17 protein-coding genes are annotated in these 16808 nt (G+C 71.8%); 12 read left to right on the top strand and 5 right to left on the bottom strand.

From position 1 onward, the window contains the following. The first annotated feature begins 366 nt into the window (after window positions 1-366). From DP939_RS27220 to DP939_RS27165, 12 genes are all read left to right on the top strand, one after another. Window positions 367-1059, top strand: a complete 693-nt coding sequence (locus tag DP939_RS27220) for a hypothetical protein (protein WP_113983611.1) — start codon at window positions 367-369, stop codon at window positions 1057-1059. A gap of 1 nt (window position 1060) precedes the next feature. After that, entirely contained in the window at window positions 1061-1828 is a 768-nt protein-coding gene (locus tag DP939_RS27215; protein ID WP_113983610.1) for a hypothetical protein, read from the top strand. A 207-nt stretch (window positions 1829-2035) separates the two neighbouring features. Beyond that, window positions 2036-3337 carry a CpaF family protein gene (locus DP939_RS27210; protein WP_113983609.1) on the top strand — a complete coding sequence of 434 codons (1302 nt, stop codon included), beginning with the start codon at window positions 2036-2038 and terminating at the stop codon, window positions 3335-3337. Then, window positions 3334-4296 (top strand): type II secretion system F family protein, encoded by a 963-nt coding sequence (locus DP939_RS27205; RefSeq protein WP_113983647.1) that lies wholly within the window; start codon window positions 3334-3336, stop codon window positions 4294-4296. Before DP939_RS27210 ends, DP939_RS27205 begins: the two co-directional genes overlap by 4 nt. Beyond that, the gene (locus DP939_RS27200; RefSeq protein ID WP_113983608.1) at window positions 4289-5215 is read left to right on the top strand and encodes a type II secretion system F family protein; all 927 of its coding nucleotides are present in this window, start codon (window positions 4289-4291) and stop codon (window positions 5213-5215) included. The genes DP939_RS27205 and DP939_RS27200 overlap by 8 nt, the downstream gene beginning before the upstream one ends. Window positions 5216-5218: 3 nt before the next feature. Continuing rightward, on the top strand, window positions 5219-5458 hold the full coding sequence (locus tag DP939_RS27195; protein ID WP_113983607.1) for a hypothetical protein: 240 nt from the start codon (window positions 5219-5221) through the stop codon (window positions 5456-5458). After that, window positions 5455-5898: a TadE family protein gene (locus DP939_RS27190; RefSeq protein ID WP_225878526.1), complete on the top strand. Its 444-nt coding sequence runs from the start codon at window positions 5455-5457 to the stop codon at window positions 5896-5898. The genes DP939_RS27195 and DP939_RS27190 overlap by 4 nt, the downstream gene beginning before the upstream one ends. Beyond that, window positions 5895-6314 carry a TadE/TadG family type IV pilus assembly protein gene (locus DP939_RS27185; RefSeq protein WP_225878525.1) on the top strand — a complete coding sequence of 140 codons (420 nt, stop codon included), beginning with the start codon at window positions 5895-5897 and terminating at the stop codon, window positions 6312-6314. The genes DP939_RS27190 and DP939_RS27185 overlap by 4 nt, the downstream gene beginning before the upstream one ends. Next, window positions 6311-6826, top strand: a complete 516-nt coding sequence (locus tag DP939_RS27180) for a pilus assembly protein TadG-related protein (RefSeq protein ID WP_225878524.1) — start codon at window positions 6311-6313, stop codon at window positions 6824-6826. The genes DP939_RS27185 and DP939_RS27180 overlap by 4 nt, the downstream gene beginning before the upstream one ends. A gap of 84 nt (window positions 6827-6910) precedes the next feature. Beyond that, window positions 6911-9814, top strand: a complete 2904-nt coding sequence (locus tag DP939_RS27175) for a BTAD domain-containing putative transcriptional regulator (protein WP_113983605.1) — start codon at window positions 6911-6913, stop codon at window positions 9812-9814. A 99-nt stretch (window positions 9815-9913) separates the two neighbouring features. Then, complete coding sequence (locus tag DP939_RS27170; protein WP_113983604.1) at window positions 9914-10552, top strand: hypothetical protein; 639 nt, start codon at window positions 9914-9916, stop codon at window positions 10550-10552. Continuing rightward, window positions 10549-11511 (top strand): hypothetical protein, encoded by a 963-nt coding sequence (locus DP939_RS27165; RefSeq protein ID WP_147268160.1) that lies wholly within the window; start codon window positions 10549-10551, stop codon window positions 11509-11511. The genes DP939_RS27170 and DP939_RS27165 overlap by 4 nt, the downstream gene beginning before the upstream one ends. A gap of 48 nt (window positions 11512-11559) precedes the next feature. Here the strand turns inward: DP939_RS27165 and DP939_RS27160 are convergent, their stop codons facing one another. The 5 genes from DP939_RS27160 to DP939_RS27140 form a co-directional block, all read right to left on the bottom strand. Then, complete coding sequence (locus DP939_RS27160) at window positions 11560-12060, bottom strand: methylated-DNA--[protein]-cysteine S-methyltransferase (protein ID WP_113983644.1); 501 nt, start codon at window positions 12058-12060, stop codon at window positions 11560-11562. Then, window positions 12057-13466, bottom strand: a complete 1410-nt coding sequence (locus DP939_RS27155; protein WP_113983602.1) for a DNA-3-methyladenine glycosylase 2 family protein — start codon at window positions 13464-13466, stop codon at window positions 12057-12059. The genes DP939_RS27160 and DP939_RS27155 overlap by 4 nt, the downstream gene beginning before the upstream one ends. 84 nt (window positions 13467-13550) lie before the next feature. After that, on the bottom strand, window positions 13551-14495 hold the full coding sequence (locus DP939_RS27150; protein WP_113983601.1) for an NYN domain-containing protein: 945 nt from the start codon (window positions 14493-14495) through the stop codon (window positions 13551-13553). 108 nt (window positions 14496-14603) lie between these two features. Then, a complete protein-coding gene (locus tag DP939_RS49365) occupies window positions 14604-14795 on the bottom strand; it encodes an acyl-CoA carboxylase subunit epsilon (protein WP_225878531.1) in 192 nt (63 codons plus the stop codon). Window positions 14796-14864: 69 nt separating this feature from the next. Continuing rightward, entirely contained in the window at window positions 14865-16457 is a 1593-nt protein-coding gene (locus DP939_RS27140) for an acyl-CoA carboxylase subunit beta (RefSeq protein ID WP_113983599.1), read from the bottom strand. Window positions 16458-16808 lie beyond the last annotated feature (351 nt).

Below are 16808 nucleotides of genomic sequence, written 5' to 3'. Positions count from 1 at the left end.
TCCGCGTTTCAACGTAACCAGGCGGAGGCTCCGTTGCGATGGGGTTCGTGCCAATCGCCTGGTTCGTCTGAGTGTCCGAGTCCGACCAGTGGGATTTATGGTGCGTCTGTTACTGAAGTTAAATTCCATCCGCATTACCAGGTAATCCCTCCCGAATCCAGCGTCTTAACGAACGGGTCTTGCTCCTCCGGTGTTGACATGGTCAGCTTGATGAAACGAGCATGGGTCTGCGTATAACCTCCTACGGTCATCGTCGCGACGCACATAATGACGTGAATTCCGTTGTTCACGTCCGGCCGATATCGTGATCGCAGCCCTCGCTCCAGCGCGTGGGCGGATCCACCGACTCCTGGGAGCCCCCGACCCATGAGGATCAGTGAGACGCCCGCCCGCGACAGCCGTAACACGGTCGCCGCGGGTGCTCAGGGCACCCTGTCCGGCCCCGCCTCCCGCAAGCTGCCCGTCCCGCCGCGCGAGCGCCGTCCCGCCCTCGCCGCCGTGGCCGTCCTGCTCATCCTGGGCGGGGCCCTCGCCACCACGCTGCTGGTGATGCGCAGCGGCGACCGGGTCTCGGCCATCCGGATCTCCCAGCAGGTCGGCGCGGGCCAGGCGATCCCGATCAGTGCCATGGAAGAGGTGCAGATCGCCAACACCGGCATCGGCTACGTCGCCTGGGTGCACCGCCAGCAGGTCACCAAGACCTTCGCCAAGGTCACCCTGCTGCCCGGCACCCTGCTCACCGAGCAGATGGTCGTCACCGCCAGCCAGGAACTCGGCCCCGGCAAGGCCAGGGTCGGCCTGTCCCTCAAGGCCGGGCAGCTCCCCTCGGGGGTCAAGGCCGGAGACCGGGTCCAAATCATCCACGTACCGGGGCGGGCGGGCGACGCCGAGCCCGAGGTACTGGCGCAGAGCGCGCTGGTGGACAGCGTCGGGGCCGCGGGCAGGAGCGGGTCCAGCGGGCAGGTCACGGTGATCGTCAACAGCGAGCTTTCGCCCACCGTGGCCGGGTACGCCACGATCGGCGAGATCGCCATCGCCGAACTGCCGGGAGCGCACTGACATGGCGCTCATCGTCCTCGCCGCCGACAAGGGCGCGCCGGGCGTCACCACGGCGGCCACGGCGCTCGGCGCGGTCTGGCCCCGCTCGGTGCTGCTCGCCGAGTGCGACCCGGCGGGCGGCGACCTCGCCTACCGGCTCCCGGCCGCCGACGGCGGGGTGCTCAACCCGGCCAGGGGCCTGCTCTCGCTGGGCGCCACCGCCCGCAGGGGGCTGACCGTCCAGCAGGTCCAGGAGCACTCCCAGAAGATCGTCGGCGGCCTCGACGTACTGACCGGCCTCACCCACGGCGAGCAGGCGGCGGGCCTGACCTGGCTGTGGGGCCCGCTCGGCCGTACGTTCGCGTCCGTCCCGGGGGCCGACGTGCTCGCCGACTGCGGCCGGCTGGGCGCGCACCCCGAGATCAACGACCTGATCACCGAGGCGGAGCTGGCCGTGCTGTTCGCCAGGGCCAGCCTCGACCACGTCGCCCACCTGCGCGAACGCCTGGCCGTACTCCCCAAGGGCCCCCAGCTCGGCGTGGTCGTGATCGCCGACCCCCGCCAGTACCGCTCCTCCATCGAGGAGGTCCGCCGCATCGTCACCGCCACCGGCCGCGAGGTCGCCTTCGTCGGCGGCCTCGCCCACGACCCCAAGGGCGCCGAACTCCTCCGCGGCCAATGGGGCGGCCGCCTGGACCGCTCCCTCCTCATCCGCACCGCCCGCGAACTCGCCACCCGCCTCGCCACCCACACCGCCCCCCGGAGCCCCCTCCATGAGCCACAACACTGACCCCCGAAGCAGTGTGCGAGGGGGCCCCGCGCGAGCGAAGCGAGCGCTATCAGCTTGTCCCGGGACGCACTCACCGCAACCACGCACGGGCCCGGGCGCGGTCGTGTCCGCAGCGACGAGCGATCGAGCGAGGAACGAGCGAGGGAGCGAGGAGCGGAGGGCGCGACCTTCAAGGCGCCCGGGCCCCGCGCGAGCGGAGCGAGTGCAATGAGCACTGATCATTCCCTGGTGAAGCGGTTCCGGCAGGAGGTCGGGGATCGGCTGGCGCATCAGCGGCGGCTGGATCAGGCGTCCGGGTTGCCGCCGATGAGCGGGGAGGACGAGCGGCAGTTCGCGCGGGCGTTGATCGCGCAGGTCCTGGAGGAGTACGCCAGGGGCGAGATCGGCGTGGGCCGGGTGCCGCCGACCGCCGAGGAGGAGGAGGCGCTGGCCGCCGGCATCCACGCCGCGCTGTTCGGCGTCGGCCGCCTCCAGCCGCTGCTCGACGACCTCGACGTCGAGAACATCGACATCAACGGCTGCGACCGCGTCTTCGTCGGATACGCCGACGGCCGCGAGGAGATGCAGGAGCCCGTCGCCGAGTCCGACGAGGAGCTGATCGAGCTGATCCAGATCCTCGCCGCCTACAGCGGCCTGTCCAGCCGCCCCTTCGACACCGCCAACCCCCAGCTCGACCTGCGCCTGCCCGACGGCTCGCGGCTCTCGGCCGTGATGGACGTCACCGTACGCCCCGCCGTGTCCATCCGCCGCGCCCGCCTCGGCAAGGTCTTCCTCAGCGACCTGGTCGGCAACGGCACGCTCACCCCCGAGGTGGGCAGGTTCCTGGCCGCCGCCGTCGGCGCGCGGAAGAACATCATGATCGCCGGGTCCACCAACGCGGGCAAGACCACCCTGCTGCGCGCCCTGGCCAACGAGATCCCCGTGCACGAACGCCTGATCACCGTCGAGCGCGCGCTGGAGCTGGGCCTGGACCAGTTCCCCGAGCTGCACCCCAACGTCGTCGCCTTCGAGCAGCGGCTGCCCAACTCCGAGGGCCAGGGCGAGATCACCATGGCCGAGCTGGTCCGCCGCAGCCTGCGCATGAACCCCAGCCGGGTGATCGTCGGCGAGGTCCTCGGCGACGAGATCGTCACCATGCTCAACGCGATGACCCAGGGCAACGACGGTTCGCTGTCCACCATCCACGCCAACTCCAGCATGGAGGTCTTCAACCGCGTCGCCACCTACGCCCTCCAGGCCACCGAGCGGCTGCCGATCGAGGCCACCCACATGCTCATCGCCGGCGCCATCGACTTCGTCGTCTTCATCGAGAAGCACAATGACTACGCCCGGGGCGGCCGGCTGCGCCGTTTCGTCTCCAGCGTGCGCGAGGTGACCGGCTGCGACGGGCGGGTCCTGTCGTCGGAGGTGTTCCGCCCCTCGCCCGACGGCCTGGCCGTCCCGCACGCCCCGCTGTCCTGCCTGGACGAGCTGGTCCCGCACGGATACGTGCCGGGGGGGTGGGGATGACGCCGTCGTCCGGTCTGCTCGACCCGCTCGTACTGCTGGCGGGCGCGGCCATCGGTGGCGGCCTGTTCCTGCTCGGCCTGTCCATCTACGGCATGCGCCCCCGCCCGCCGGTGCCGGACAAGAGCGCCCGGCGTAAGGAACTGCTGCGCGTCCTTTCCACCCGCACCGCCATCGCCGCGATCAGCGGCGCGGCGGTCCTGATGGTCACCGGCTGGCCGGTGATGGCGGGCGGCGCGGTGCTGCTGGTACTGGCCTGGCGCGGCCTGTCCGGCGGCGCGGGCGAGGAACGCGCCGCGATGCGCCGCCTGGAGGGCCTGGCCGCCTGGACCGAATCGCTGCGCGACACCATCGCCGGGGCCTCCGGCCTGGAGCAGGCCATCCCGGCGTCGATCAGGGCCGCCGCCCCGACCCTGCGCCCGCACCTGCGAGCGATGGTGGACCGCCTGCACACCCGGATGGCGCTGCCCGACGCGCTGCGGCTGTTCGCCGACGAGCTGAACGACCCCTCCGCCGACCTGGTGATCGCCGCGCTCATCCTGAACGCCCGGCTGCGCGGCCCCGGCCTGCGCGACGTTCTCGGCGCGCTCGCCGTGTCGGCCCGCGAGGAGCTGGACATGCGCCGCCGGGTGGAGTCCGAGCGCCGCGCCACCCGCCGCAGCGTGCAGATCGTCGTCGGCACGGCGGTCGGCTTCGCCGCCCTGCTGGTGGTCTGGAACCCGACCTACGTGGCCGAGTACGACGACACGCTCGGCCAGGCGGTGCTCGTGGTGGTGGCCGGGCTGTTCGGCGCGGGGTTCGCCTGGATGCGGCGGCTGGCCAGGTTCGACAAGCCGAGCAGGCTGCTGCGGGCGGGCCTGCCGGGCTCCGCCGCGACCCCGCCGGGCGGCGGGCAGGCGGGCGCCAACGGGCAGGTCGCCGCCGCCACGGGCGGCGTGCGCAAGGGAGGCGGCGATGACTGAGACGCTGATGGCGGGCGGGGTCCTCGGGCTCGGGCTGTTCCTGCTGCTGCGGGCGCTGTTCCCGGCCAGGCCCGGCCTGGTCGCCCGGCTGCTCGCCCTCGACGCGGCCAGGCAGGACGGCGACTCGCCGCGCATGCAGCTCGTACTGCCCGACGAGGAGGTCAGCGCCTTCCGCCGCACCCTCGGCGAGCGGGTGGCCCGCTTCTACGCCGCCCGCGGCTGGGAGGCCCGCTCCATCAAGGCCGACCTCGCCCTGGTCGGCCGGTCCTTCGAGGGCTTCCTGGCCACCAAGGTGCTGCTCGCGGTGTCCGGGCTGCTGGCGTTCCCGATCCTGTGGGGCTGGCTGACGGTGATGGGCTGGGGGGCCTCGCCGACCGTCCCGCTGTGGTCGGCGCTGGCCTTCGCGGTCGTCTTCTTCATGCTCCCGGACCTGCAGATCCGCCGGGACGCGGCGACCCGGCGGCGCGACTTCCGGCACGTCGTCGGCGCGTTCCTGGACCTGGTGTCGATGAACCTCGCGGGCGGCCGGGGCGTCCCGGAGGCCCTGCTGATGTCGGTCTCCGTCAGCGGCGGCCCGGACGAGTCCAACTGGGCGATGTCCCGCATCCGCGAGGCCCTGTCCAACGCGCGGATCGTCGGCATCACCCCCTGGCAGGCCCTCGGCCAGCTCGGCGACGAGATCGACGTGGACGAACTCCGCGACCTGTCGGCCGCGCTCGGCCTGGTCGCCGACGACGGCGCGAAGGTCCGCGCCTCACTGACCGCCCGCGCGGCGACCCTCCGGCGGCGCGAGCTCGCCGAGATCGAGGGCCGGGCGGGGGAGCGCTCGCAGTCCATGCTCGTGGCCCAGTTGCTGCTGTGCGCGGGCTTCGTGATCTTCCTCAGTTATCCGGCAGCGATGAAGATGTTGGGGTCTTAGCCGATGCTCAATCACCCGTGGGTCATCTACCTGGTCGCCATGCTCAACGTGCGGATCCACCGCGCGCGCACCGCTCCCACCAAGGGGGCCTCCGCCGTCGAATGGGTGATCATCACCGCGATCATCGCGGGCGTCGCCCTCGGCCTGGCCACCCTCATCCGGACCCTCGTCGAGGAGAAACAGTCCGAGATCCAGGACAAGTTCGGCGGCGGGGACGGCGGGGACGGTGGTGTTCAGCCGTGATCCCGGCCTCCCCGGAGCGGGCGCGGGGCCGCGAGCGCGGGGCGACCGTGATCGAGCTGGCCCTGATCATGCCGATCGTGCTGGCGCTGATCCTGCTCGTGGTGCAGGTGACGCTCTGGGTGCACGGGCGGCAGATAGCCGACGCCGCGGCTCGCGAGGGCGCGCGGATCGCCCGCTCGGCCGGCTGGGACTCCACCGACTGGGACGGGCGGGCCCGGCAGCGGGCCGAGGAGGTCGTGAACACGGTCGGGCCCGAACTGCTGAAGAACAGCAAGGCGGAGCCCTGGGAGGAGGGCGACCAGCGCGGCGTGCAGGTCACCGGTACCGCCGTGCAGGTGGTGCCGCTGCTGCCGGAACTGACGTTCACGGTCACCGCCAGGTTCGGCGGGCCGGTGGAGTGCTTCCGGCCCGACGACGGTTCGGAGGGCTGCGAGGAATGAACCGCCCCGGGCGCGAGCGGGGCTCCATGTCGGCCGAGGCCGTGCTGCTGGCCCCGGTCCTGTTGCTGTTCCTGCTGTTCCTGGCCGGGGCGGGGCGGCTCGTGGAGGCCCAGGGCGAGGTCAACGGCGCGGCCAGGGACGCCGCGCGGGCCGCGTCCGTGCAGCGCGACGACGGGGCGGCGCAGTCCGCCGCCACCGAGGCCGTGACCGCCGTGCTGGAAGGCCAGTGCTCCGGCCCGCAGGTCGGCCTGGAGATCCGCCGGGACGAGGGCGAGGGCGCGGGGGAGCCCCAGGCGGGTGAGGTCAGGGCCGAGGTGACCTGCGAACTGGACCTGTCGTTCCTCGGGTTCGGCGCGGCCAAGACCATGACCGGCGTCGCCGTGGTCCCCCTGGAGCGCTACCGGAGGTTCGAATGAGCGGGGCCGCCGCGGCACGGGCCCGGCGGGACCGCGGCTCGATGTCGATCTTCGTGGTGGTGTTCTCCGTCGTGGTCTTCCTGCTGGCCGGGATGCTCGTGGACGGCGGCGCCGCGATCAACGCCAGGCTGCGCGCCAACGACGTGGCCGAACAGGCGGCCAGGGCCGCCGCCGACGTCATCGACGACGACCACCTGCGCACGACCGGCCAGGCCAGGCTGAAGGACGACGAGGGCGCGGTGTGCGCCGAGGCCGACGAGATCGTGACGGCGCACGGCGACGACGCCATCCGGCGGACCCGCTGCGAGCCGGCGGGCGACCTGACCACCGTGACGGTGGGGGTGAGCGTCCGCTGGGAGGCGTTCTTCCTGTCGGCGATCGGCTTTCCCGGGATGGACATGGAGGGCTCCGCGACCGCGGGTCCCGAGACCGGCGAGGGCACGATCCCGGTGCCGACCGAGCCCAGCGAGATACCGACCGAAATGCCGGTCTCTGGCCTACCGGACCGTTGAGGAGGACCCTGAGCGAGAGCCCGGCAACACCCGAAGACGGCAACACCCGAACACACAGACTCCCGGCGCATAGGAAGGAGGGGCATGCCGACGCGACAGCCGCAGCGCATCGCCACCAGGCGCACGTTCGGAGACGTGGTCACCGGACTGGGCGCACTGGCGGTGCTGGTCGCGCTGGTCGGCGGCGTGCCGTACGCGCTGCTGCGCCTGACCGGCCCGCCGATCGGCCCGGCGCTGCTCGACATCGACCTGCTCACCAGCCAGGTCGGGCCGAGCACGCTGATCCCCATCCTGAACCTCATCTTGTGGATCGTCTGGTTCCGCCTGCTGATCTGCGTGGCCGTCGAGGTCTACGCGGGCATCCGGCGGGTCGGCATGCCGGCCCGGGTGCCGTTCTCCGGCGGCACGCAGGCGGTGGCCAACCGGCTGGTCTCCGCGGCGCTGGTGCTGTTCACCGCGTCGGCCGTGGTCATCCCGCTGGTACGCGCCCAGGCCCCGCCCGTCAAGCCGAACGTGACCACCGTCGCGGCGGTCACCCACCAGGAGTCGGCCGCCGCCGCCGAGCAGCGGCAGGTCCTGCACGAGGTGCGCAAGGCCAAGAAGGTCTACGTGGTGCAGCCGCCGCACGGCCGTCACCACGAGAGCCTGTGGGAGATCGCCGAGAAGTGCCTGGGCGAGGGCCGCAGGTACCCGGAGATCTTCAAGCTGAACCAGCACAAGGAACAGCCGGACGGCACCCGCCTGCACATGGCCGACCTGATCCGCCCCGGCTGGGTCCTGGACATGCCCGACGACGCGGTCAACGTGCACATCGTGCCCGCTGACCAGCCGCGCGCCGAGACCCTGGACGACCACCGGGGCCGCCCCGCCGAGCTGGACGGGAGCACCCGCTACGACGCGGGCAAGGGCGCGGGCGAGACCCAGGCCGTCACTCCGCGCGCCGAGGCCGAGACCCCCGAAAAGCACAAGGAGCCACAAAAAGCCCTCCCAGCGGAAACGGCCCTCCCGGAGGAGAAGGCCGAGACGCCCCGGGCCGAACGCGAGGAGGCCGCCCAGGAGCCGCCCCCCGAAGAGCGGCAGGCCGCCGACGACCGGTGGGCCCAGCTCGCCGAGGAGGACCGTGCCCGCGCCGAGCGCGATGCCGCCGAGCAGGGCCTGCACCTCGACATCGGCCACTACCTCGCCGGGATGTCGCTGGCCGCGGCCGGGCTGCTGGTACTGCTCGGCAGGCGGCGCAGGGCCCAGCTCTGGCGCAGGGCCTTCGGACGCCGGATCGCCCGCCCCCGCGACGACGCCGCGCAGGCCGAGGTGGCGCTGCGGCTCGGGGCCGACGCGCCGGGCACCCGGATGCTCGACATCGGCCTGCGGGTGCTGGGCCGCAACCTCGCGCTGCGCGGACGTACGCCGCCCACCATCTACGCCGCACACCTGTCCGCGACCAGCCTGGACCTGTGGATCCACCCACCGCAGGAGGAACCGCCCGCGCCCTGGACCGCGCACGACGGCGGCCGGGTGTGGCGGCTGGCCGCGCACGAGGGACGGATGCTCGACGAGCACTCCGTCGCCGACGCCGCCGCGCCGTACCCGGGACTGGTGTCGCTGGGCACCGACGAGTCCGGACGCGTACTGGTCGACCTGGAGGCCGCGCACGGCCTGATCAACATCACCGGCGCGAACACCACGGCCGCGCTCGCCGCGCTGGCCGTCGAGCTGGGCACCAACCGCTGGTCGGACCGGATGCACGTGACGCTCGTCGGATTCGGCGACGAGCTGGCCGCCATCGCCCCCGAGCGGATCACCTGCGCGGGCAGCCTGGCCGAGGTGCTGCCCGAGCTGGAGGCGCGGGTCCGCGACCAGGTACGCGAGGGCGAGGTACTGACCGGCCGGGTCAACGGCCGCGCCGCCGACCCCGCCTGGCCGCCGCACTACCTGCTGTCGGCCATCGCGCCGAGCCCCGAGGAGGCCCGCAGGCTGGCCCTGCTGGCCAGGGAGGGCACCCGGACGGCGGCCGGTTACGTGGTCGCGGGCGACGTGGACCACGCCACCTGGACGTGGGAGATCACCGAGGAGGGCCGGGCCAAGGTGGACGCCCTCGGCTTCGAGGTGAACGCGCAACTGCTGCCCCGCCGCCAGTACGCCGCGCTGGTCGAACTGTTCGGCACGGCCGAGCGCTTCGACGGCGAGCCGCTCTCCGCCGAGCGGGAGGCCCCGATCGAGGCCCGGCCGCCCGCAGTGGAGGTGCGCATCCTCGGCCCGATCGAGATCTCCGCCGCCGAACCGCTGGAGGAGGGCAGGATGGCGCTCGCCGCCGAGCTGATCGTCTACCTGTCCACCCATCCGGGTGGGGTGCATCCGGTGGTGCTCGGCGGGGTCCTGTGGCCGCGCGGGGTGCAGACCGCCGTGCGCGACGCGACGATCGAGCGGGTCGTGGGCTGGCTGGGCAACGACTCCGAGGGCCGTCCCCACCTGTTCACCGACCGGGCGGGCCGGTTGCGGCTGGGACCGGAGGTCCGCACCGACTGGACGCTGTTCCGCGAACTGGTCCGCCGCTCGCACGGCGACGCGGCCGGGCGGGCCGCGCTCCTGGACCGGGCGCTCGGCCTGGTACGCGGGCCGCTGCTCAGCCCGCGCCCGCGCGGCCGGTACGCCTGGCTGGCCGACGACGACCTTGAGTACGACGTGACCGCCGAGGTCGCCGACGCCGCGCACCGGCTGTGCGAGGTACGGCTGGCCCGCGGCGAGGCCACCGAAGCGGTCGCCGCGGTCCGCGCCGGGCTGCTGCTGGCCGCCGACGACGAGGGCCTGTGGCGCGACCTGCTGCGGGCCACGCACGCCACCGGCGACACGGCCCGGCTGCGCGCGGTCGTGGACGCCCTGCACCGCCGGGCCGCCTCCCACCCCTACGGCGGCGGCATGGCCCCCGAGACCGAGGCCCTGATCGACGAGCTGTATCCGGCCTGGCGCATCCAGTCGGTGCCCTCGGCATGACATCTGAGGAAAGGGGTTGACGTGCGGCGACGGCCGGGGTCATACCAATCCGGATATAGCGCTGGCCCGGATGTGCCGCGCCGTCTTACTGTGATCGGCATGCGAGGGCTGATCGCGCCGGCGATCGCCGCGGTGCTCACCGCCGGATGCGCGGCCTCCGGCGCGGATCGGCCCTTCGTTCCGGGCGGCGGCGAGGGCGGCCCGGCCGCCGGCTCCGCGACCGCGTCCGGCGCGGCCCCCCGCACCGAGACGCTGGCCGTCGGCTCCGGCCTGAAGGTCATCGTCGAGTGGCCGGGCGGCATCACACCCGAGCACACCGAGATGCTGGAGACCTTCCGCGACGCCTACGCCGGGATGTTCAGGGGCGTCGTGACCCGGGGCCGCGACGAGCAGTACATGACCCTCATGGAGCTGGAGGCCGGGAAGACCTCCTTCGAGTGGGTCAAGAAATATCTTGACAAGAAGCGGTCGGTGCGCGGCACCGCCCGCCTGTTCGGGCTCAAGGTCAGCAGTGAGCAGGACCGGGCCGCTCAGGTGGACGTGTGCGTGGACGAGACGCAGGTCCGGTACGTCGACGCCCGCACCGGGGACGACCTGCCCGCCGAGCCCGGCGCGGACGGCGAGTCCGTTTACCTCCAGTCGGCCGGAGTCCGCCGGGGCGACGACGGCAACTGGCGGATCAAGCTGTTCCGCTACGCCGAACTGACGAACGAACGCGCGAAGGGATGCCGACGATGACGCCTGTGACGCCTCGTCTGCTCGTGCTGCTCGGCGTGGGCGCGCTCGCGCTCACCACGGCCGGTATGGCCGGTACCGCCGCCGCCGACGACCCCAAGGGCCAGAAGTACCAGGACGGCCGGACCGTCGGGATCGAACTGACGCACTCGCAGATCATCCTGAGCGGCAACGGGATCGGGGGCAAGCGCGGCGACGGCTTCCGGCTGAAGCGGCCGTGCTGGTACGAGCCGGGGCCGGACGCCGACCAGATGCTGAAGGAGCAGGAGGAGGTACGGCCCTACTTCTTCAAGCTGCAGCCGAACGCGACCGAGGACGACTTCAAGAAGTACATCAAGCAGTTCTCCGATCAGGTCGGCAAGAAGGGCCGCTGGTGGCGTCCCGCCTACAACAACAAGGACCCCAACGGAATGGCCTGCTGGACGGCGCTGGAGCCGTTCGTGTTCGTGCCGCCGGGGGAGACGCCCCCGGGCGGGATCACGCGCGAGGAGCTTCGCGACATCGCGCGGGCGGCGCTCACCGTGCCGGAGTTCAAGATCAGGACGAGCCCGGGCACGAAGAGCTACGTCAGACTGGGCACCTATGTGTGGCTGACGGGGATGGGCGCGACCACCCGATCGGTCACCGCGACCCTGCCCGATGTGGCGAGCGCGACCGTCACCGCCAGGTTGACGAGCCTGACGCTCAAGCCCGGCACCTCCGCAGCCGAGTCCATCACGGAGGACTGCCGAGATGGTCTCGGGCAGACCTACTCGAAGGGTCAGCCGCTGAAGTGCGGGATCATATACAAGCGTGCGTCGGACGGGCAGCCCGGCGGCGCGTACGTGCTGACCGCGACGACGGCCTGGGGGGTCACCTCCGACCCTCAGTTCGCCTATGAGGACATCGAGGTGTCGGCCACCCGTTCCATACCGGTGGGCGAGGTGCAGACCACCGTGCGGGAGTCCGGCTCCGGCTCCTGACGTCCGACCGGCCCCGGCGTACCCCTGTGGACGCCGGGGCCGGTGCGGTCAGGCCCTGCCGGCCTCGTGGGCGATCAGCCACTCCTTGACCGGGGTGCCGTAGTAGTAGCCGCCGAATCCGCCCCCCGCGGGAAGTACCCGATGGCAGGGCACGAACGGCGCGATCAGGTTCTGCGCGCACGCGCCGCCCGCCGCCCTGGCCGCCGTACGCGGCATCCCGGCGCGTTCGGCCAGCTCGGCGTACGTGACCGTGACGCCCGCCGGCACCGCCCGCAGCGCCGCGAGCAGCCGCTGCCGCCGGTCGCTGCCCGGCTGGCTCACCGGGATCGCGTCCAGCGCGGCGAGGTCGCCCGCCAGGTAGTCGCGTACCGCCTGGGCGGGCGCGCCGAGGTCGTCCACGACCTCCAGGCCCTCCGCGCGCACCTCGGGCTTGAGGCGGTCGAACATCTCCTTGGGGTCCGCAGTGAACCCCGCCGCCACCAGTACGCCGTCACGGACCAGCAGGGACAGCGGACCGGGGGGCGTCGGCAGTATCTGTGCTCGGATCATGAGGAACTCCACAGGTGCATCGCGGCGTAGGCCCGCCAGGGCCGCCACCGCTCGATGTGTTCTTCCGGAATGTTCAGGCAGGCCATGGCCTTGCGCAGGCCGAGGTCGCCGCCGGGCCAGGCGTCCGGGTCGCGCAGCGCGCGCATGGCGATGTAGCTGGTGGTCCACGGCCCGATGCCGGGGATCGCCAGCAGCTCCGTCACGGCCTCGCCCGGCTCCTGCGCGCCGTCCAGGTCGATCTCCCCGGACGCCACCCGCTCGCCGAGGACCCGCAGCGTGGTCATCCTGCGGCCGGTCAGGCCGAGCCCGGTGAGGTCGGCCGCGGCGAGCTGTTCCGCGGTGGGGAACAGGCCGTCGCTTCCGGCGCGCCCGGCGATGCGCCCGAGTATCGTACGCGCGCCGGCCACGGAGATCTGCTGCCCGACGACCGCCCGTACGGCCACCTCGAAGCCGTCCCACGCGCCCGGCACCCGCAGCCCCGGCCGTGCCGTGACCAGCGGGCGCAGCGCCGTCTCCGACAGCGCCTCGCCGACCGCCTCCGGGTCGGCGTCCAGGTCGAACAGCCGCCGGGAGCGGGCCACGATGCGCGCCAGGTGCCGGGTGTCGGAGACCGACGCGGTCAGCCTGAGATGGCCGTCCGCGACGGTCACCGTGACCGAGCCGCCGGGCACGGCCCGGGTGTAGGTGGTGTCGTCCACCTCCTCCACGCCGGGGATCGCCCGCATCGCCAGGAAGCGGAGCAGGCTCACCGGGTCGTAGGGACGGCGGTGGTGCAGCCGCAGGCTCAGCGGGACCTTCGTCTCCGTGGTCTCAGGCCGGGGGCCGCCGGCCGTGGCGCGCAGCTCGCTCGGCGCGAAGCCGTACGTCTCCTTCATCGTGGCGTTGAACTGCCGCACGCTGCCGAACCCCGCCGCGAACGCCACGTCGGTGACCGGCAGCGCGGTCTCGGTGAGCAGTTGCTTGGCCAGCAGCAGCCGCTTGGTACGGGCCACCGCGAGCGGCCCCGCGCCCAGCTCGGTGGTGAACAGCCGGTGCAGGTGGCGCTCGGTGATGTGCAGCCGCGCGGCCAGGCCGCTGATCCCGAAGTCGTCCACGACGCCCTCGTCGATCAGCCGCAGTGCCCGGCCGACCAGGTCGCCCCGGACGTTCCATCCGGGGTCGCCGGGGCTCAGCTCGGGCCTGCACCGCTTGCACGGCCGGAACCCGGCCGCCTCCGCGGCGGCGGCATGCCGGTAGAATCTGACATTACGCCGGGCGGGAGTCCGGGCCGGGCAGATCGGCCGGCAGTAGATGCGCGTCGTGCTGACCGCCGTGTAGAAGCGGCCGTCGAACCGCGCGTCCCTGGCCGACGCGGCACGGTAACAGGCGTCGAAGTCCAGGCCGGAGATATCCGCCTTCAACAACATGCTTTCCACGGTATCCGCATGCCAGAGGCCATGACTGGCGGGTTTCGGACCTGTACGCGGTGACCTGCGGGAACGCGCCCCGCCTCACTTGCTGGACACGCCCACCCCGAGATCGAACTCGCGGTAGACGCGCGCCCAGAACCCGTCGCGCAACCACACCCGGGCCTCTGGATAGGGCCGCAGCGAGTGGCCCAGCTCCTTCTCCGCCTCGATCAGCAGCTCGGTGTCGATGACCGTGGGCAGGATGGGGCCGGGCAGCAGGTCGCGGATGTTGTCGCGGCCACGGGTGAGGATCCACTTCTGCGCGACGTGCTCGCCGACCTCCTCGACGTGCGGGCGGTTCGGGCCGAGTTTGGCCACCTGGCCCTGTTTGACCGGTGGTTTGGCGGCCAGCGGCGCGCGCCCGGCGAACACCTGCGCCGGGGACGGCGTGACCGGCACGGGCGGCACCGCGGCCTGCGGCGCGCGGCTGAAGTAGGGCCGCAGGAAGTCGGCGTTTATGACCTCCACCGTGTCGGACTCCCACACCAGGCGCTCGGCCTGGTTGGTGCCGTACGGGGGCTCCACGCCCCACAGGTGCACCCGCACCCCGTACGCCTGGGCGGCCTCCACCGCCGGGACCATGTCCTCATCGCCCGCCAGCAGTATCGTGTCGCTGACCGCGTGGTGCCGGGCCAGTGCCTCCAGATCGCTCCTGATCTGGGCGTCCACGCCCTTCTGCTGGCCGCGCGCGTTGAGGTTGCCCAGCCGCACCTTCACCCAGGGAAGCTGGGCGATGACGCGCTGGTCGACGGTGGGGACGCGGTCGCGGGCCGCGTCGTACCAGTAGATCCGCAGTAGTTCGCCGGAGATGCGATCTTCGGCGTGCTTCTGCAGCGCCTGGATCAGCTCGTCGGCGGCGACGCGATATTCCTTGCGCTCCTTGGCCCCGAGGATGACCTCGCCCGCGGCGGCATAGAGATAGCCGACGTCTACGAGGACCGCGTACTTGGCGACCACGGCATGTGGCAAGAGGTCCGGGATGGCCATGTCGTCCTCCAGGCCTCGGGACTAGATGATCGGCTGACTATATTCGCCCATTTCTAGATAGTCCCAACACTTGAGGAAGTTGACACCCTGTCTGGGGGATCCTCCGGTCTAAATCGGTAGAGAACCGCTTCGCCAAGCGCCGAGCCCATGGGCCAGTGGCTTTCGCATCCTATGGGTCGGATCCCTCCAAGGGTCGGTCTTTCTCGCGGACGGTGCCTTCGGGGGTGTCGCCCGCCGGGCGATCGCCAGCACGACGGCGGCGATCTCCTCCGCCGTGGCGTCACCGCGAACGATGTTCATGTCGGCATCTGGCATGTTCCGTCCTCCCGCACGTCTCCTGCCCAGAAAGGTCGCTCGCTAAATCGCCCGCTAAAGAGGGATGTTGCCGTGCTTCTTGGGCGGCAGGGTGGCGCGCTTGTTGCGCAGCGCGCGCAGCGCCCTGGTCACCTGGACGCGGGTGTCGGAAGGGCGGATCACCGCGTCCACGTAACCGCGCTCGGCGGCCAGGTAGGGGTTGGCCAGCGTGTCCTCGTACTCGGTGGTGAACCGGGCACGGGCGGCGTCGGGGTCTTCGGCGGTGGCGAGTTCGCGCCGGTAGAGGATGTTGACCGCGCCCTGCGCGCCCATCACCGCGATCTGGGCGGTGGGCCAGGCGAGGTTGATGTCCGCGCCGAGGTGCTTGGAGCCCATGACGTCGTACGCCCCGCCGTACGCCTTGCGGGTGATCACCGTGACCAGCGGGACGGTCGCCTCGGCGTAGGCGTAGAGGAGCTTGGCCCCGCGGCGGATGATTCCGTTCCATTCTTGATCGGTTCCGGGAAGGAATCCGGGAACATCAACAAATGTGAGAACGGGGATATTGAACGCATCGCAGGTACGGACAAATCGCGCGGCTTTTTCCGACGCGCCGATGTCCAGCGTCCCGGCCAGGCTCATCGGCTGATTGGCCACGACCCCGACGGACCGGCCCTCCACGCGGCCGAAGCCGACCACGATGTTGGGCGCGAACTGGGCGTGCACCTCCAGGAACTCGCCGTCGTCGAGCACGTGGGCGAGGACTTCCTGCATGTCGTAGGGCTGGTTGGCGGAGTCGGGGATGAGCGTGTCCAGCTCGCGGTCCTCATCCGTGACCTCAAGGACGGGGGTCACGTCGTAGGAGGGGCCCTCGTCGAGGTTGTTGCCGGGGAGGTAGGAGAGCAGCGTGCGGGCGAACTCCAGGCACTCCTCCTCGTCGGCCGCCTCGAAGTGCGCCACGCCGGAGCGGGAGTTGTGGGTGTGCGCGCCGCCCAGCTCCTCGAAGGAGACCTCTTCGCCGGTGACGGTCTTGATCACGTCCGGGCCGGTGATGAACATGTGCGACTTCTCCTTCACCATCAGGACGAAGTCGGTCAGGGCGGGGGAGTACACCGCGCCGCCCGCGCACGGGCCCATGATCAGCGAGATCTGCGGGATCACGCCGGAGGCGTGGACGTTCCGCTTGAAGATCTCCGCGTAGAGGCCGAGGCTGACGACGCCCTCCTGGATGCGCGCGCCGCCCGAGTCGTTTATGCCGACCACCGGGCAGCCGGTCTTGAGCGCGTGGTCCATCACCTTGACGATCTTCTCGCCGAACACCTCGCCGAGCGACCCGCCGAACACCGTGAAGTCCTGCGAGAACACCGCGACCGGCCGGCCGTCCACCGTGCCGTGACCGGTCACCACGCCGTCGCCGTAGGGGCGCTCACGGTCCAGCCCGAACGCCGAGGACCGGTGCCTGGCGAACTCGTCGAACTCCACGAAGCTGCCCTCGTCGAGGAACGCCATGACCCGTTCCCGGGCGGTCATCTTGCCCTTGGCGTGTTGCTTCTCCACGGCCCGTGCCGAGCCCGCATGCGCGGCCTCGTACATCCGGCGCTCCAGATCGGCGATTTTCCCCGCCGTGGTGTGGATGTCGACATCCTCGAATACGGGCTCAGCACTCATGCCCGCCAGGGTAACCACTCCCGCCAACCGCCCAACGCCGGGCCGCCCCTTCCGGTAATTCCCCCTTTCCGAGACTCGCCACCCCCGCCCGTTCCATCCGCCAATGTCCGTTCCCCGCTATACAACTCCCCCTCGCCGTACAGCCCCACGCACAATTCCCCTCCCCCGCCCCAGCGCCTGCGCCACACGCGCATTGGGCCTCGCTACGCTCGGACGATCTTCCCGGGCCGGGCTTCGCCCGACGCCCATGCCCAGGTGGTGCCCTAAGCGCACATCGGAGTCTGCAAACTGCAGTACGGCAGAGCCGTGGTACCTGCCGCCCACCGTCGCCAGTTGAGCCCTGTTCCCAGG

The organism is Spongiactinospora rosea, from assembly GCF_003315795.1.
Classification (GTDB): Bacteria; Actinomycetota; Actinomycetes; order Streptosporangiales; family Streptosporangiaceae; genus Spongiactinospora; species Spongiactinospora rosea.
This window is presented reverse-complemented; position numbering and strand designations above follow the sequence as displayed.

Bases quoted from the DNA above. Each gene is read 5' to 3' on its own strand.
- DP939_RS27220 (WP_113983611.1), top strand. From the start codon at position 367: ATGAGGATCAGTGAGACGCCCGCCCGCGACAGCCGTAACACGGTCGCC.
- DP939_RS27215 (WP_113983610.1), top strand. From the start codon at position 1,061: ATGGCGCTCATCGTCCTCGCCGCCGACAAGGGCGCGCCGGGCGTCACC.
- DP939_RS27210 (WP_113983609.1), top strand. From the start codon at position 2,036: ATGAGCACTGATCATTCCCTGGTGAAGCGGTTCCGGCAGGAGGTCGGG.
- DP939_RS27205 (WP_113983647.1), top strand. From the start codon at position 3,334: ATGACGCCGTCGTCCGGTCTGCTCGACCCGCTCGTACTGCTGGCGGGC.
- DP939_RS27200 (WP_113983608.1), top strand. From the start codon at position 4,289: ATGACTGAGACGCTGATGGCGGGCGGGGTCCTCGGGCTCGGGCTGTTC.
- DP939_RS27195 (WP_113983607.1), top strand. From the start codon at position 5,219: ATGCTCAATCACCCGTGGGTCATCTACCTGGTCGCCATGCTCAACGTG.
- DP939_RS27185 (WP_225878525.1), top strand. From the start codon at position 5,895: ATGAACCGCCCCGGGCGCGAGCGGGGCTCCATGTCGGCCGAGGCCGTG.
- DP939_RS27180 (WP_225878524.1), top strand. From the start codon at position 6,311: ATGAGCGGGGCCGCCGCGGCACGGGCCCGGCGGGACCGCGGCTCGATG.
- DP939_RS27175 (WP_113983605.1), top strand. From the start codon at position 6,911: ATGCCGACGCGACAGCCGCAGCGCATCGCCACCAGGCGCACGTTCGGA.
- DP939_RS27170 (WP_113983604.1), top strand. From the start codon at position 9,914: ATGCGAGGGCTGATCGCGCCGGCGATCGCCGCGGTGCTCACCGCCGGA.
- DP939_RS27165 (WP_147268160.1), top strand. From the start codon at position 10,549: ATGACGCCTGTGACGCCTCGTCTGCTCGTGCTGCTCGGCGTGGGCGCG.
- DP939_RS27160 (WP_113983644.1), bottom strand. From the start codon at position 12,060: ATGATCCGAGCACAGATACTGCCGACGCCCCCCGGTCCGCTGTCCCTG.
- DP939_RS27155 (WP_113983602.1), bottom strand. From the start codon at position 13,466: ATGTTGTTGAAGGCGGATATCTCCGGCCTGGACTTCGACGCCTGTTAC.
- DP939_RS27150 (WP_113983601.1), bottom strand. From the start codon at position 14,495: ATGGCCATCCCGGACCTCTTGCCACATGCCGTGGTCGCCAAGTACGCG.
- DP939_RS49365 (WP_225878531.1), bottom strand. From the start codon at position 14,795: ATGAACATCGTTCGCGGTGACGCCACGGCGGAGGAGATCGCCGCCGTC.
- DP939_RS27140 (WP_113983599.1), bottom strand. From the start codon at position 16,457: ATGAGTGCTGAGCCCGTATTCGAGGATGTCGACATCCACACCACGGCG.